Annotated in this window: 13 protein-coding genes; 5 read left to right on the forward strand and 8 right to left on the reverse strand. The window is 44.4% G+C overall.

The features are described from left to right. Positions 1-126: 126 nt before the first annotated feature. Complete coding sequence (dapA, locus tag CIK80_RS06425; protein ID WP_062843606.1) at positions 127-1032, reverse strand: 4-hydroxy-tetrahydrodipicolinate synthase; 906 nt, start codon at positions 1030-1032, stop codon at positions 127-129. 163 nt (positions 1033-1195) lie between these two features. Here dapA and CIK80_RS06430 point away from each other — a divergent pair, with 163 nt between their 5' ends. Then, entirely contained in the window at positions 1196-1402 is a 207-nt protein-coding gene (locus CIK80_RS06430; RefSeq protein ID WP_143516785.1) for a hypothetical protein, read from the forward strand. A gap of 36 nt (positions 1403-1438) precedes the next feature. Here the strand turns inward: CIK80_RS06430 and CIK80_RS06435 are convergent, their stop codons facing one another. Both CIK80_RS06435 and CIK80_RS06440 read right to left on the reverse strand, forming a co-directional pair. Then, the gene (locus CIK80_RS06435; protein ID WP_095569290.1) at positions 1439-2644 is read right to left on the reverse strand and encodes a hypothetical protein; all 1206 of its coding nucleotides are present in this window, start codon (positions 2642-2644) and stop codon (positions 1439-1441) included. 236 nt (positions 2645-2880) lie between these two features. Beyond that, entirely contained in the window at positions 2881-4335 is a 1455-nt protein-coding gene (locus CIK80_RS06440; RefSeq protein ID WP_095569291.1) for a Do family serine endopeptidase, read from the reverse strand. A gap of 582 nt (positions 4336-4917) precedes the next feature. Between CIK80_RS06440 and CIK80_RS06445 the strand changes: the two genes are divergently transcribed. Further along, entirely contained in the window at positions 4918-7215 is a 2298-nt protein-coding gene (locus CIK80_RS06445; protein WP_095569292.1) for a cation:proton antiporter, read from the forward strand. A 129-nt stretch (positions 7216-7344) separates the two neighbouring features. On the opposite strand, the gene tmk is transcribed toward CIK80_RS06445, so the two are convergent. Both tmk and mltG read right to left on the reverse strand, forming a co-directional pair. Next, positions 7345-8055, reverse strand: coding sequence for a dTMP kinase (gene tmk / locus CIK80_RS06450; protein WP_095569547.1), 711 nt, complete (start codon positions 8053-8055; stop codon positions 7345-7347). A gap of 94 nt (positions 8056-8149) precedes the next feature. Next, positions 8150-9433, reverse strand: coding sequence for an endolytic transglycosylase MltG (gene mltG, locus CIK80_RS06455; RefSeq protein WP_095569293.1), 1284 nt, complete (start codon positions 9431-9433; stop codon positions 8150-8152). A gap of 168 nt (positions 9434-9601) precedes the next feature. Between mltG and CIK80_RS06460 the strand changes: the two genes are divergently transcribed. Both CIK80_RS06460 and CIK80_RS06465 read left to right on the forward strand, forming a co-directional pair. Then, positions 9602-10366 (forward strand): DpnI domain-containing protein, encoded by a 765-nt coding sequence (locus CIK80_RS06460; RefSeq protein WP_095569294.1) that lies wholly within the window; start codon positions 9602-9604, stop codon positions 10364-10366. A gap of 97 nt (positions 10367-10463) precedes the next feature. After that, positions 10464-10655, forward strand: a complete 192-nt coding sequence (locus CIK80_RS06465; protein WP_095569295.1) for a DpnD/PcfM family protein — start codon at positions 10464-10466, stop codon at positions 10653-10655. 17 nt (positions 10656-10672) lie between these two features. Here the strand turns inward: CIK80_RS06465 and CIK80_RS06470 are convergent, their stop codons facing one another. After that, the gene (locus tag CIK80_RS06470) at positions 10673-11659 is read right to left on the reverse strand and encodes an aminotransferase class IV (RefSeq protein ID WP_095569296.1); all 987 of its coding nucleotides are present in this window, start codon (positions 11657-11659) and stop codon (positions 10673-10675) included. A gap of 15 nt (positions 11660-11674) precedes the next feature. After that, on the reverse strand, positions 11675-12349 hold the full coding sequence (locus CIK80_RS06475) for a hypothetical protein (protein WP_095569297.1): 675 nt from the start codon (positions 12347-12349) through the stop codon (positions 11675-11677). Positions 12350-12735: 386 nt separating this feature from the next. On the opposite strand from CIK80_RS06475, the gene aroE reads away from it, so the two are divergent. Further along, positions 12736-13596 (forward strand): shikimate dehydrogenase, encoded by an 861-nt coding sequence (aroE, locus tag CIK80_RS06480; RefSeq protein ID WP_095569298.1) that lies wholly within the window; start codon positions 12736-12738, stop codon positions 13594-13596. A 97-nt stretch (positions 13597-13693) separates the two neighbouring features. On the opposite strand, the gene CIK80_RS06485 is transcribed toward aroE, so the two are convergent. Beyond that, a complete protein-coding gene (locus CIK80_RS06485) occupies positions 13694-14692 on the reverse strand; it encodes an FUSC family protein (RefSeq protein WP_095569299.1) in 999 nt (332 codons plus the stop codon). Between the last annotated feature and the right edge of the window lie 42 nt (positions 14693-14734).

The raw sequence follows: 14734 nt of genomic DNA on the forward strand, positions 1-14734 counted from the left end.
ATGTTATCTCTCTGAGTTAGCAATGATTGCTCATTTGAGCAATTGGCTTATTGTGTTCACAAGATCTTAGATAGTCATGCAATGCTTATGTTATCACTCATATGCTTCGCAATTATCTGCTCAATTTTACAATAAGTTCGCTTTGACTAAGGCGTTATCAATGGTCGCATGATGTTGTTCTGCCAACCATACTAATGGCAAGCGAATACCTGTATCTATCATGCCCATTTTATGCAGGGCGTATTTCGCTGGAATGGGGCTCGACTCAATAAATAAATCACGGTGTAAGTGCTTAACGACATCATGGGCTTTATTGGCCGCATCAAAATCACCGCGTAAGCCTGCGGCAAAAGTATCACTCATGGCTTTTGGCGCGACGTTGGCAGTGACTGAAATATTGCCTTTACCGCCAAATTTCATCAATTCAAGCGCTGTACCGTCATCGCCTGATAGCACAACCATTCTATCACCAACCGCTTTGATGAGTTGCTCACCGCGTAGTGCAGAACCAGTAGCGTCTTTAATCGCAACGATATTTTCGATATCAGCCAAACGTTCAACCGTTTCTTGAGCAATATCCACGACCGTGCGTCCAGGGACATTATAAAGCATCTGAGGTATGTTGACCGCCTTGGCAATCGCTTGATAATGCTGATATATGCCTTCTTGAGGGGGCTTATTATAGTAAGGCGCGACCAACAAGGCACAGTCTGCACCAGCATCTGCTGCATCCTGAGTCAGTTTAATTGCTTCCATCGTATTGTTAGCACCTGTTCCAGCGATAACTGGTACGCGACCTTTGACATGCTGCACAAAATAACGAATGACATCGCTGTGCTCTTGCATAGATAGGGTTGCCGACTCACCAGTGGTACCGACAGCAACAAGACAATGAGTGCCTTGCTCAATCTGCCAATCTATGAGGTCTGCCAGACGTTTATAATCAACCGTGCCGTCAGGGTGCATGGGCGTTACCAAGGCTACCATTGAGCCTTGTAGTCGGGTTTTGATCTCGTCGTATGCTGTGCTCATAACCGTGCCTTACTGTATTATCCTAGCTTTTGTCAAAGCTGTCACATGATAGGTCGTTTGCAAGTGTCCATTGTTATGGTAGCACCCATGAATGTGTGCACTTATAAAGACCATGGCCAATTTCTTGCTTGATAACTTCTTGCTGAGTATTTGGCTGTTATTTATGGCATTGATAGCAGATATTTTAAACGCTAACACCAGTATTGGCGGTATTGTTGCCAATCACCAAATATGCCTTTTAAATAAGAAACCCATAATAATAAAATCGCCTGCTAGTGTAGCATATTTTGATTTAACCGCTATCAATCAATTATCCGTCAATAGCATTAATGAATACCAAATCGCCTCTTATTTTTCTTTTAAAGCATGATAGCGATGGCCTAAACCTCATATTGTTTCGGCTTAATTAGCGAATGGTCAACACATCGATAGTAGGACGATATAAGCGAAAAGGCAAGCCTCGCGTGCCGACACCGCTACTCACAAATATCTGTGCGCTACCATATTGATATAAACCGTGCTGTTTACTCATACGGTTGTTTCTTAGCAAGGCGGAGCGTTCTTTATTGCGCTGGATATCTTTTTGTTTTTGCGCCAACCATATATTTTTTTGAGTTGTTTTTGCCGCACCCGTGATCAATAAAGGGCGTGGTTGCACCGATCTTGGCAAATGACTAATACTATCAAATCGTGATGCTAAAATAATAACAGGCTGAGAGGCATGAGTAATCTTGTCAGCAAGCGCCGCTTTGGCTGCTTTACTGGGAGTTTCAACCTCAGTCGTTGGTTGAGGAATATCTTGCCAGCCGCACAGCAATGCGACCACAGGATTATTTTTTGTGCTTTTTTTCTTAGTTAACTTTTGGCTATTTCGGGAGTAACTTGACACGCTGGGCACTGAATGGCCCTTTGCAGTTGCCGCGCAGGTCAGGGGCAATGACGTACACTGCTGACCAATATAACTGATATCCAGTATGTCAAAAGCGCTGGCCAACGTATCTTCTAATAAAGGCTGACCTTGCTTTGTAGTATTAATCGACTGATAACGCAGATCTGAGACGCTCATCACAGTATAGATGGGCTTATTCACACCTTTGAATAGCATGAGCTGTCCAACCAAATCAGCGCTCGGGTAATACAACCAGTCGCCTGTAATCATGACCGCATCTGCTGATAACGCATTAATGGTAGCAACCAATTTACGAATGTGGCGCGGCTTGCCACTATATAAACCAATACGCAAATCCGCCAGTACAGCGACGGTCAGCGGTGAGGACAAACTCAAATCAACCGCATGATGCTCTACGCGCAAACGATTGGGCTGTACAATCACTGTATAAAAATACAACCCCATGACCAGTATTGCCAACACTAAGAATGATACGGCGTCTTGCATCATCGGTAGCGTCTTTTGTAACCACCCCAAAACCAACAGCACTATCCAAACAGGCATGGTATAAGCAGCATAATACAATATCAACTTGACCCAAATACGCAAAAAACGCTTGGTGGGATTGGCATTGAATGTCTGTAGCCCTGACCACAGTACTATATACGCTAGCAATGCTGCTGCCGTAGAAGTACTGAGTATATAAAAAGCATGGTCAGTCATAATTACCTGGTAGTTACTGAAGAATAGGAGCCTATCAAATGGCTTACTCTATGTTAGAACGCATTGAGCAATAAATCTATCACTCATGGCGTCAGTTAGTGACGGCTTTTGGTCATTTGCCAAAAAAATCAGCCATTATAGAGGTCAAGCTCTGTGATAGACAAGTACAATTATCGACTCGCTCTCCATACTATCCTGAAGCCCAGTCTCTATTATTGCATCTGCGACAGCTTTACTTACTCAATGCGCAGACCGATAATACCAGGCACACCTTGACGAATAACCTCAATAGTCACCACACCTTTTTTGGGTAATGATGAGATCGCACTTGAAAAATCTGCCACTTTTCTAATTGGTTTTTGGTGGAAATTGGTAATCACATCGCCTGCCATGATACCAGATCGCGCTGCCAAACCAGTTGGATCAACGGTGGTCACCAAGATACCTGAGCTTTTGTCTACACTGATTTCTGCTTGTTCATCGGCTGTTAGGTTACGTAGACGCAAACCCAGTTGTATATCGTTACTTTGCTGATCGCCACCTTGTGCTCGCACGTCATCGGGTGCATAAGTAAGCTTGCCACTCACTGTCATCTGCTGACCGTTACGTTGGATTTGGGCGCGAAATGTATCGCTGGGTTTTGCACGATTTAGCAGATTGAGTAAGTCTGAGGCACGCATAATTTGTACATCATTATATTGCAAAATGATATCGCCCGATTTTAAACCTGCTTTTTGAGCGGGTGAATCTGGAGAGACACGGGTCAATAATGCCCCTTGCGGACGTACTAAATTGTAAGCTTCTGCCAAATTGCGATCAATATCTTGAGGATAAATACCCATATAGGCGCGCGCCACTTCTCCGTTCGTTTTTATCTGCTCATAAATATCCATGGCAGCATCAATCGGAATCGAGAAGGACAGCCCCATATAGCCCCCAGTACCACTGAAGATACGTGAGTTAATACCAATCACTTCACCGCGCTGGTTAAACAATGGACCACCTGAATTGCCAGGGTTGAGTGCCACATCGGTTTGGATAAAAGGTACACTGATCTCGCGTGAAAAGCTGCGTGATTTGGCACTGACAATGCCCGCTGATGCTGAATAATCAAAACCGAATGGCGAACCAATAGCGAGTACAGGCTCCCCTACTTTTAGCGCATTTGAATCCCCAATTGGCAGCGCTGGGAACTTACTGCCTGCCACCTTAAGTACTGCCACATCTGAGCGCTCATCACTACCCACCAAAGTCACATCCAGCTCTGTTCTGTCATTAAGCGTGACCGTGATTTTATCAGCCCCTTCTATCACATGATGATTGGTCAGCATATAGCCATCAGAAGTCACAAAAAAAGCCGTGCCATAAGCATGCTCAACCGCTGGTGTGGTGGCCTGATCTGGAATACGTAGGCGATCACCAAAGAATTGTCGCAATAATTCGGCCGTTTGCGCTTTTGCAAGCTCCTCCTCACTGACTGTTTTTGTGACGTTGACGCGTGCAACCGCAGGCGTGACTTGTTGTACGAGATTAGAAAAATCCGCAGTGGTTACGGCGGCTTGAGCAGAAGTCAAGGTCGTTGCAGTGATGCCAGTTGCCATCGCTGTGCCAACAGCAAGCGCCAATGCACTGCGGCGTAACCAATGTTGCATACTAAGTTTAGTGCGCGCTTTGAATATAGTGATAGGCATATCGTCCTCTGCATGAATGGTCAATTATTATTAAGGGCCATATTGGCTGTTATTGGTCGTGACTTGTATAAGCTAAAGTGATCTTAGATAATGTCGCCTGCATAGCTTTCGCTCTGTTTAGCGTTTTATTAGATCAGTTATTGATATCGTTGAGGCTGTTTATTCTTACTCACGCTTTTGCAGTTACAAAGTATTCGTGCTGATACGGTGGTAATTCCTATCATGATAGGTAAGAAATAAAATCATGGTATGATAGCAGCCAAATAATTTCTCAAAAAACAAACGTTGAATTTACTGACAGTAAGTTTATCAAATTGACGATCATCACTCTTATTTTTCATCTTTTGCATTTCTAAAATGGCGTTATATGTTCGGGAATGCTTTTGTCTCTACTACTTTATAGTATATATATCATATTTAGCTCATGTTGTGATTCATGATGGCTATCATTGTTGTAGCTCAGACTTTATAAAAAGATGCCATTATCAACAGACGCTCTAATTATCACGCGACTGGCGACAGTTTTTCTATAAAAACGATTGATAGATATAAAATATGACAAGATTATAAAAGGATCAACTTATGGATACCGCCCTATTATTATCTGGCGTGGTTGGGATTGGTATTGCCGCCCAATGGTTGGCTTGGTATTTAAAGCAACCGTCCATTTTATTTTTATTGCTAATTGGCATTATTGTAGGACCCGTATTAGGCGTTTTCGACCCTGATTTGGTGCTTGGGGAACTCATGTTTCCTTTCATCTCTTTGGGTGTGGCCATTATCCTGTTTGAAGGCTCACTGACATTGGAGTTCGATGAGATCAAACAGCATGGCACGGTTGTGCAGATGCTAGTCTCAGTTGGCGTTCTGATTACCATTGCTATCGTTGCCCTATCGACGTACTTGTTATTCGATGTGGACCCATTGGTCGCTCTATTGTTCGGTGCGCTGGTCTGTGTCACAGGCCCAACCGTTATTATGCCTCTACTGCGTAGTGTGCGTCCCAATAAAACGATATCTAATATCCTAAAATGGGAAGGCATCATCATTGACCCAATCGGCGCCATTGCCGTGGTATTGGTCTATGAGTACATTATTTCAGGCGGCGAAGCCAGCAGTATCTTACTGTTTGCTAAAATCGTGGTATTGGCGACCGCACTTGGTATGGCTGGTGCTTGGCTGTTGGCGTTTCTGATGCGCCGTCACATGATTCCTGAGTTTTTGCGTAATGTGTTTACGCTTGCCTTTGTGCTGGTATTGTTTTCGGTCTCCAATCACTTAGAACACGAATCAGGTCTTTTAACCGTCACGGTACTGGGTGTTGCCTTGGCAAATTGGCCAAAATTTCCACGCGAGACCATTTTAGAGTTTAATGAGTCTTTGACCATTCTTCTGATTTCAGTGCTCTTTATCATTCTTGCAGCTCGTGTGGAGTTGGCAAGCTTGCTCAGTGTTGGTTTTGCAGGCTTAGTATTACTCGTTATTGTCATGTTCGTGGCGCGTCCGCTATCTGTGTGGGCCTCTTCGATCGGCTCAAACCTCAAAACCAGTGAAAAATTCATGATTAGCTGGATTGGGCCACGTGGTATCGTCGCGGCTGCCATCTCGTCGTTATTTGCCATTCGTTTGCAAGAGTATGATATTCAAGGGGTTGAGTTATTAGTGCCGCTCGTCTTTATGGTCATTATCGGTACGGTCATGATTCAGGGCTTGGGTGCAAAGGTAGTCGGTAATTTGCTGGGCGTACGTGAGCCTGAAACCAACGGTATTCTGATTGTCGGCTCAAACCCTATTGCCCTTTTGGTGGCCAGCTCTTTGAAAGATCAAGGTTTTGACGTCATTGTCGCCCACAACAACTATACCAATATTGCCCGCGCTCGCATGAGTGGGCTACGTACTTATTTTGGTAATCCCATCTCTGATCATGCTGATCGACACCTTGACCTGATCGGTATTGGTCGTTTATTTGCCATGAGTATGGATAAAGAGATGAACACCTTGTCTGAGATTCATTACCGTCATGAATTTGGTGAGCGTAAACTGTATCGTCTCAAATTCAGCGACGAAAAAGCCAGAAGTGAGCGTGATGACAAGCAATCAAACTTCCATTCGCAGTGGCTGTTTGGCAAAGATGTGACTTATACCAAGCTTGCTAGTATGCTGTCAAAAAAGGCCCGTATCAAAATCACCAACATTACAGACAGTTATAGTTTTGAGCAGTATAAGGCAGATAACAAACAATTTGTGCCGCTCTATACTATTGACAAAGAAGGTAAGTTGCACGTTATTACCGATAAATTCGATGGCAATGTGCCACGCGATCGCAAGCTTATCTCACTGGTGGTCGAGGATGAAGTACAGCCAAAGCCTGTAGATGTCACCCCAAAGCAAGAGCAAGCGCGAATGGCAGCCGATGCCAGCTTTGAATCCAAATCCAAAGCGCCTGAAAAGCGTAAAGAAAAGGAGCTGAGCGATATCAGTGCTCAAGCAGCAGCGCAAGAGTCTGTGGCAAATATAGAAAAAGACGGTGAGCAAAACATAAGCAATGATGCATCGCCAAAACCAAGCAGCTCAGAGACTTTATCGGACACCGTAACATCCTCTAAGGATAAAGCGACAGAGTCAAAAGATGCCTCTACTAACCCTGCGAATAAAGGCGTGATGTCCGCCAACTCAACAGCGACGTCGAAGACCAAAACCTCTGGCAGTAGTACCAATGGTAATGGCAATGCCCCAAAAAACAAAAAAGGAGGCCTTGACCCAAATCGCCTGCCTGATTCTGGTCAAGACAATACAGCTAGTGCAGACGTTGATAGTCCTAAAACGTCTGAACAAAAAGAGCCTGAGAAAAAAGACTCAAGCAACGCAGACAAACGTTAAAAGTTTCTACATAAAATGCTTATAACGAAAAAAGCCTCAACGTAATGTTGGGGCTTTTTTATGCTGCTTCTGACACAAGGCTTTTAATCTTACTATGCTTCTTCAAGGCTGTTATTTTTTTAAAGGTTGCTATTGGGCAAGCAGTTTTTCTTGTACCATCTGCCAAATTCGCACACCAACCTCATCTGCACTGCCTGACGCATCAATACGCTGTATTCGCATAGGATAGTCGTTAGCAAGCTCGCTGAACCCTTTATGAACCCACGTAAAAAACTCGGTGGCTTGCTGCTCAAACCGATCAGCAGCACCGCGTTTGTTAGCGCGTGCCATTCCTTCTAATACTGGCAAATCTAACCACAATGTCAAATCAGGTAGTTGTAGCACAAACTGACTGATCAGCCCCTCGATCTTAGCACGCATAACATCATCGCCATGTCCGCGTCCAAACCCTTGATAAGCAATGGTCGAATCAGTAAATCTGTCACAGATCACCCATACACCACGCTGCAACGCTGGCAAAATGACTTGCTGCATGTGATCGCAGCGCGCAGCAAATAACAGTAATAGCTCAGTATCGTCCGTAATATCGGTGGCTGGATCTAATAATATCTCACGTAGACGCTCTGCAAACGGACTACCACCGGGCTCACGAGTACGCAGATAGTCGATGCCATTTTCCTGCAAGCGTGAGCATAATTGTTCAATCGCTGTGGTTTTACCCACACCTTCAGTGCCTTCAAAACTAATGAAGCGACCTTGATTGGTCACGTGTGACGTTTTCGGTAAGTTAGATGAGACATGAGTGGATAAGGAAGAATCGGCTTGCAAAGAGACTGACATGGTATGACCTTTTGCCATTAATGAGCGTTATATGTGCTGTTATAACGCTCATTAAATGATAGGTTGCTTGATAAACAATGACTAAAAAAATAACTTACTGCGGCGGTGTTTGCGATCTCTTTTCACGCATGACACCCAAATACTCTTTTACGGCTTGATTGTGCGCATCTAAGCTATTGGTAAATTTGTGCCCACCTGTACCAGTGGCGACAAAGTACAAGGCATCGCTATCGGCTGGATGTAAGGTTGCTTCAATAGCAGAGGCAGAAGGCAATGCGATTGGCGTTGGCGGCAAACCATCAATTTGATACGTATTATACGACGTTTTCTCATCGATGTCGCGGCGGCGAATATTGCCCTCATAACGACTTCCCATCCCATAAATAATGGTCGGGTCCGTTTGCATACGCATGCCTTTATTCATACGGTTATTAAACACCGCTGATACCAAAGGACGCTCGTCAGGCACGCTGGTCTCTTTTTCGATAATAGATGCCATGACTAAGGCTTCATAAGGACTCTTATATGGCAAATCTGGGGCACGATTTTCCCAAGCGTCCGTCAGTGCTTGCTGCTGACGTTTGTATAAATCCGTCAATACCTGTTTGTCGCTGGTACCTTCACCATAATAGTAAGTATCCGGAGCAAACCAACCTTCAAGATTGTGATTGACGATAGGATCATTACTGTTGACCACCTCATCTGGCAATATACCAGCCAAATCCAGTGCTTTTGCGATACTGGCATTGTCACTATCGGCAGTCAGTACTTCTTTTTTGATACCCGGATTGTCACGTAGCGATTGATATAAGTCTTTAGATGTTTTGCCTTCGATGATCTGTACTTTTACCATGGCTGCTTTTGCGCCTTGTTCGAGCACTTGCAGCGCCTCAGCCATGGTCGGATTTTCTGGTAGTTGGTAAATCCCTGCATGTAGCGGCGCATCGACTTGCGACTTGATATATAGCTTAGCAATACTGGCAGAAAATAGAGGTATCTGCTGTTGCCACTGCGGTAGCAAACCATAATAGGTCTGACCTTTCTCAATCGTGACCATTTTTTGTGGCTGATCGATGCGTCCAAACAATGTCTGATACACCATGACTAAGAAAAACGCCGCAATGAGTCCAAGCACAAGCAATATTTGATAGCCGCGCTGCATAAAAAACGATTGGTTGTCCGTTTTATACTTACGCGGCTTATTATCACCACTGATGAGTGAGACATCTGTCGCAGGTTTACCCTTTACTTCTTCTACGGCAGGCACATCTGAGTCTGTGGGCGTGGTATCAGCACGTTGACCAACATTACTATCTTGTTGATTTGATGAGGTATCATTAGGACGTTCAGGAGGCGTTTCAGATGTAGGCTTACTCATGGCAACTCGCGAGGCAGATGTTTGCTAGAATTTAGCACTGAACCGTGGCATTTTCAATGGTATTTGCTTAGCTTGTGAATTAACTGGATACTGGCACTAAGCAACATGGCTTCATATTCTCAATTTCGACAGGTGCTTTTGCGACCCTCTTTTAATAAAAAAGCTATTATGAATCTACATTTTGATCAACGTCTTGCCAAAAATTATCACTCTCAAGCGCAGATTATTCGTGTGCTGAGCGAAGCTTGGGTCAAAAATAATGGCTACTGCCCGAATTGTAACACCCAGCCGCTAAGAGAATTTGCGAATGGGAAACCTGTTGCTGACTTTTATTGCTCGACCTGTACTGAGCAATATGAGCTAAAAAGTAAAAAAGCGACCTTAAGCAATATTATTAACGATGGCGCTTATAAGACAATGATTGAGCGTATCAATAGCGACGACAATCCAAGCTTCTTTTTTTTGACATACTCAAAAGCGCTGACGGTAAATAATTTTATGATTATTCCTAAGCACTTTTTTACACCTGATATCATTATTAAACGCAATCCTTTATCAGCAACGGCCAAACGTGCAGGTTGGATCGGCTGCAATATCGACTTACGACACGTACCAGAATCGGGAAAAATCTTTTTAGTAAAAGACCAGCATGTGATACCTCGTGATAACGTCACACAGCAATTTCAAAAAACCTTGTTTTTACGTGAGCAATCTAGTACTTCGCGTGGCTGGACACTGGATGTATGGCAATGTATTGACAGACTTGATATCCATTTTTCTCTCATTCAAGCTTATGCTTTTTCTGATGAGCTACAGCTCAAACATCCTAATAACAATCACATCAAGGATAAAATCCGTCAGCAATTACAAGTCTTGCGTGATAAGGGTATTATTGAATTTATAAGTCGCGGGAACTATAGAAAACTATACTAAGCATTTTGCATTTTTGATTACAGAAGACGATCATTTGTATTTGCTCTTTTTGCTAGGATCATAGGCACAATAAATCTAGCTAAGGGGAGAACGGCACATGACGAACGAAGTAGGCTTAACCACTTATCAAATAGAAATCGTTGAAACTATGAGTCATATTGTTGAAGTAATGGCGACAGATGATTCGTCAGCCATTCTACAAGCTCGGACAATGTATAGAAAGGAAGACGTTGAGTTGTTTTACGATGACTTGATAGATACCAAATTCAATATTTTTGATAAAAAATAGCGTTTTGCACGCACATTTCACGCCATTGTCACTACGTTCTCATTCAATAACGTTAGATTAGCCATCGGCATGATACCGCGTAAGGCATTGCAAAAAAACAAGCGCCTTAAAAGTAGCAAATCATCATCTTGCAATGGCCTGATGATAACTGGATAGGCTGTATTGGACAAAGCATCTATAATCACTTGTCGCATCACGCCAGCAACGCCCGATTGCGCCAAAGAAGGCGTGTACCATTGACCAGCCATCAGATAATTAGAGTTCTCTTGGACGGTACCAATGATGTTTTTCGACTCTAGAGACTGTGGGTTTGCCAAAGGCGCATCCGCTAGCTGATAGAACACATTACTCATCGTGCCCTCAATCCAGCAGCCATTCATGTCTCGCAGCAGCCCTTCTTCAATGTTTGGCTGTGCAGGAGTGTGCGATGAGTCAGATGGTAGTGAGTGTGATTTGATGCGTTGTAGCTCAGCACTTGCTAGCACCGTATCGAGCCGATTAAGACTTTTTAACCCTGCTAATGGTGGCGGCAAGCAAGCAATTTGTGCTGATAAGCAAATGGCTCGATTAACTGGCTGTATAGGAATGAAGCGCCCATCTGGTAAGCACAGCTGCTTATCAGTTGCGACCACCATATCTGAGGATTTTAGCCAAACATCACAAGCGCTTCCAGACGCGCTTAATGTATAGCCATACCCACGAACGGCTTGCGCGGCTCGCACAACGATTAGCTTGAGTATCCCTTGTTGTAAGCGCTGAGCATGCGTTGTTAACGCAGTTATTAAGGAACGGCTATCTACGTCGAGTTGCAGTGCTTTTTGATGGGAGATGAGACGCTGATGATGATAATCCAACCACAGTATCTGCCCGTCAATCACGCCCATGGTGGTAAAAAAACCATCGCCATATGCCAGTCCACGGTTGTCTAACGACAAAGTAGCGTGCGTAAGATCTGTCTCATTTTCTGATGAGTGTAGACAAAACCAGCTGCTAGACATCGGCATTGCTTCTCTCACAGCTTAACTATTATTTTCTGGCGCTTCAGATTTATTGATGACCAGCATACAGCTATAAAATTCACATTTTGCCAGTTCTACTTTTTGTCCGCCGACCACTTTATTTTTGGTGATTTGACTGTTAAGCATATCACCAACCATCTTACCGCCTTCATCACCCATTAATTGACGGGCAATTTTGTATGCTTTTTTGGCATGGTTTTGACTGAGCTCTTTTTCTTTATCAGAGTCAGTAGGATTGGCGTAGTACCAGCCAAGCTCCAAGTATTTTTCAGAGTCAATAAGGTCCAAATAAGGCGCATCAGCCTTCATAAAACGGTATTTGGTAGCCGCATTACTGGCGTAGTCCAAGCTGTTCTCATCGGTGCTTACCACTTTACCAAAAGTCGACTTAATCTCCTCTAGCTTGTCAATACCAAGCGGCGTCACCTCACCCGAGCCCCAAGATGAAACATCATATCTCACCGGTGTGGCTTGCGCAGCAGTTGCCCCATCTAAGTCAGCAGTCCCAGCAGCACTGTCTTTTGCTGGCGCATCATTGACGCTTGCCTGCTCGCTAGTGTTTGCATTAGCATCTTGATTTTGGGCATCGCTTTGGCTATTGTCACAGCCACTGAGCGATACACCAACCGCCATTATCATACCGACCATTAAGGTCTGCAGGTTGTTATTCCACATGGACAATTTACTCACACTTTTAGATTGGTCTCAAAATAGTATTAACGAGCGATCAAAGAAGCCGCTGATAATGAACAATGTTTTTACTGACAAGCTTGTTTAGCTCTTAGCTTTTTACAACGGAACCATCACTAGAGCAGACCCATATTTTTTTGCAATCTATAGTTTACCCAACTGCTTAACACTTGACTACCCTTTACGTTACGGATAACGGTCCCAGAGAGTACAGATTTGTTAAGGACCTTCCATATCAAAACCTCTTGCTTATTCAAATGGTTATTCGCTCCGTCTCCGGTTTGTCAAACCTCACCGTATCCCTTATGATAAGTGAGCTTTAACGACGCTCTTATTCATGAGTTTTGACTCTCACCGCTAGCGGAATATTTATGACTCAGCATTTTATAGTGATTGGCAATCCGATTGCCCATAGTAAGTCTCCCAAAATCCATACGCTATTTGCCGCACAAACGGGCATGGATATCAGCTATCAACGTCAATACTGTCCCAATAATGCAGACAGTTTTACCGCTGTGGTTGAGGCGTTTTTTTGCGGCGGCGGCGCTGGTGCCAATATCACTGTGCCATTCAAACAAATTGCTTATGAGTGCTGTGCGGCGCGCGGCGGCTTGTCAGAACATGCCAAAATTGCAGGCGCAGTCAATACGCTCTTATTAAACAAGGCTCTGTTGGATAAGGGCGTACCGCTAGCAGAGGCTATTTATGGCGATAATACCGACGGTCAAGGATTGGTCAATCATATAAAAAGTCTGAACTGGCCACTAACATGCGCGCGCGTTGCCATTATCGGTGCCGGCGGCGCTGTTCGCGGTATCATACTGCCCTTGATTGAGTCAGGCATCGCAACAGTAACCATCGCCAATCGAACCGTAAGCAAGGCGGTAAAACTGGTTGAAGAACTGAGCACAGCCAGCACTGTTATTGGTGAGCAGCAGATTAAAACATGCAGCACCGCAGAACTAGAGGGATCATTTGATATTATCATCAATGCCACTTCTATTGGCTTATCAGATGATAAACTACCGCTTCGCCATGATTTAAATTGCCAATACGCCTACGACTTGATGTACGGGCGTCCGCTACCATTTTTGCAGCATTTTGAAGCTCGCGGGGCACAGACCTCTGACGGTTATGGCATGCTAATTGGACAAGCGGCGTTAAGTTTTGAGCGTTGGACAGGCCACCCTATTGATGTTGCAAAAGCGACAGAAGACTTAAATAAAAGCTAAGCAGTCTATATGCTAAGTACGCAAAAAAGCGCATAAACTGAGTCTATGCGCTTTTTTTTGGCGTACTTTTTTAGACACATACTATCTAGCACATCATTTATGAAAAACGCGCCAGTAGCCAATTTTCCATACGCCGTAACGGCACACGTAAATTGGTCGAGTGCATGACAACTCCACCCGCCAAACCCACCATACACCCAATCGCTGTGTCGTATAAACGCGCACGCATCACCAACTGATAGGCTTGTTCAGAAAATGGCAAACCACTGCCATATTCAGCAATAAATATGGTCAGGGGTGTAATAAAAATCACCGCCAACCCATAATGCTGATCGACAAATGACTCAATCAATAGCATCATACATAATATAGCCACGGCAACACCCCATGTCGACAGCCCCCAAGACAGCAGCCAACTGGCAACCACCATACCCACCAATGTGCCCAACATACGGTGCAATTGCTTGATCCACATGGTTCGCAGCTGGATGCCTTGAATAATAATAAAGCAGCTCATTGCCACCCAATATGGATATTGCATCTCTAACGTCACAGCGATGACCATTGCCACACTCACAAACCCTACCACGATGAGACTGTCGCTGATCATATCTGTCTCATAATGATAACTAGGCGCAAGGCCAATAGGACGTGTGGCGAGCAAAAACAGCGTATACAGTAGCGCGAGCAACATCGACGACCCACTACCCAGCAAGACCAGACCTATTGCTGAGAGTATTCGGTCTACAGGTATAGGAATGAACAGCGCAATGGCACCTGCCATCAATGTAAACAGCCCTGCTGGTGGCGGCTGCTTATAGTAGCGACCGAACATCACCACACTAAGCGCAATGAGTATAAAAACTGGCAGCCTGAGTACAGGGATTTGCTGCGCCATCAAACCCAGCGCAAAGCTGAGTATCATGGCAAACCCCCAAGCCATCACTGTCACTAACCGATAAGGCAATCCACCGACCAAGGGCAAATTGAGAATAATCATCGAACCCAGTGATGCTTTGATTCCAGCGGACAAATCACCAAAGTAAGCCCCCACAAATACAGGAAAACTGATCGCAATCGCTGCAATAATAGGCATATGCCAGGGTCTTCGGCTACGATTGACGGTTAGTAAATGCCC

The sequence above is a fragment of the Psychrobacter sp. JB193 genome (genome assembly GCF_002285555.1).
In the GTDB taxonomy this organism is placed as follows: domain Bacteria; phylum Pseudomonadota; class Gammaproteobacteria; order Pseudomonadales; family Moraxellaceae; genus Psychrobacter; species Psychrobacter alimentarius.

What these genes read in the sequence shown, in the direction of transcription:
- aroE (WP_095569298.1), top strand. Translation starts at nt 12,736, where the DNA reads ATGACTCAGCATTTTATAGTGATTGGCAATCCGATTGCCCATAGTAAG.
- CIK80_RS06445 (WP_095569292.1), top strand. Translation starts at nt 4,918, where the DNA reads ATGGATACCGCCCTATTATTATCTGGCGTGGTTGGGATTGGTATTGCC.
- CIK80_RS06440 (WP_095569291.1), bottom strand. Translation starts at nt 4,335, where the DNA reads ATGCCTATCACTATATTCAAAGCGCGCACTAAACTTAGTATGCAACAT.
- CIK80_RS06435 (WP_095569290.1), bottom strand. Translation starts at nt 2,644, where the DNA reads ATGACTGACCATGCTTTTTATATACTCAGTACTTCTACGGCAGCAGCA.
- CIK80_RS06465 (WP_095569295.1), top strand. Translation starts at nt 10,464, where the DNA reads ATGACGAACGAAGTAGGCTTAACCACTTATCAAATAGAAATCGTTGAA.
- mltG (WP_095569293.1), bottom strand. Translation starts at nt 9,433, where the DNA reads ATGAGTAAGCCTACATCTGAAACGCCTCCTGAACGTCCTAATGATACC.
- CIK80_RS06460 (WP_095569294.1), top strand. Translation starts at nt 9,602, where the DNA reads ATGAATCTACATTTTGATCAACGTCTTGCCAAAAATTATCACTCTCAA.
- CIK80_RS06470 (WP_095569296.1), bottom strand. Translation starts at nt 11,659, where the DNA reads ATGCCGATGTCTAGCAGCTGGTTTTGTCTACACTCATCAGAAAATGAG.
- tmk (WP_095569547.1), bottom strand. Translation starts at nt 8,055, where the DNA reads ATGTCAGTCTCTTTGCAAGCCGATTCTTCCTTATCCACTCATGTCTCA.
- CIK80_RS06430 (WP_143516785.1), top strand. Translation starts at nt 1,196, where the DNA reads ATGGCATTGATAGCAGATATTTTAAACGCTAACACCAGTATTGGCGGT.
- CIK80_RS06475 (WP_095569297.1), bottom strand. Translation starts at nt 12,349, where the DNA reads ATGTGGAATAACAACCTGCAGACCTTAATGGTCGGTATGATAATGGCG.
- dapA (WP_062843606.1), bottom strand. Translation starts at nt 1,032, where the DNA reads ATGAGCACAGCATACGACGAGATCAAAACCCGACTACAAGGCTCAATG.
- CIK80_RS06485 (WP_095569299.1), bottom strand. Translation starts at nt 14,692, where the DNA reads ATGCCTATTATTGCAGCGATTGCGATCAGTTTTCCTGTATTTGTGGGG.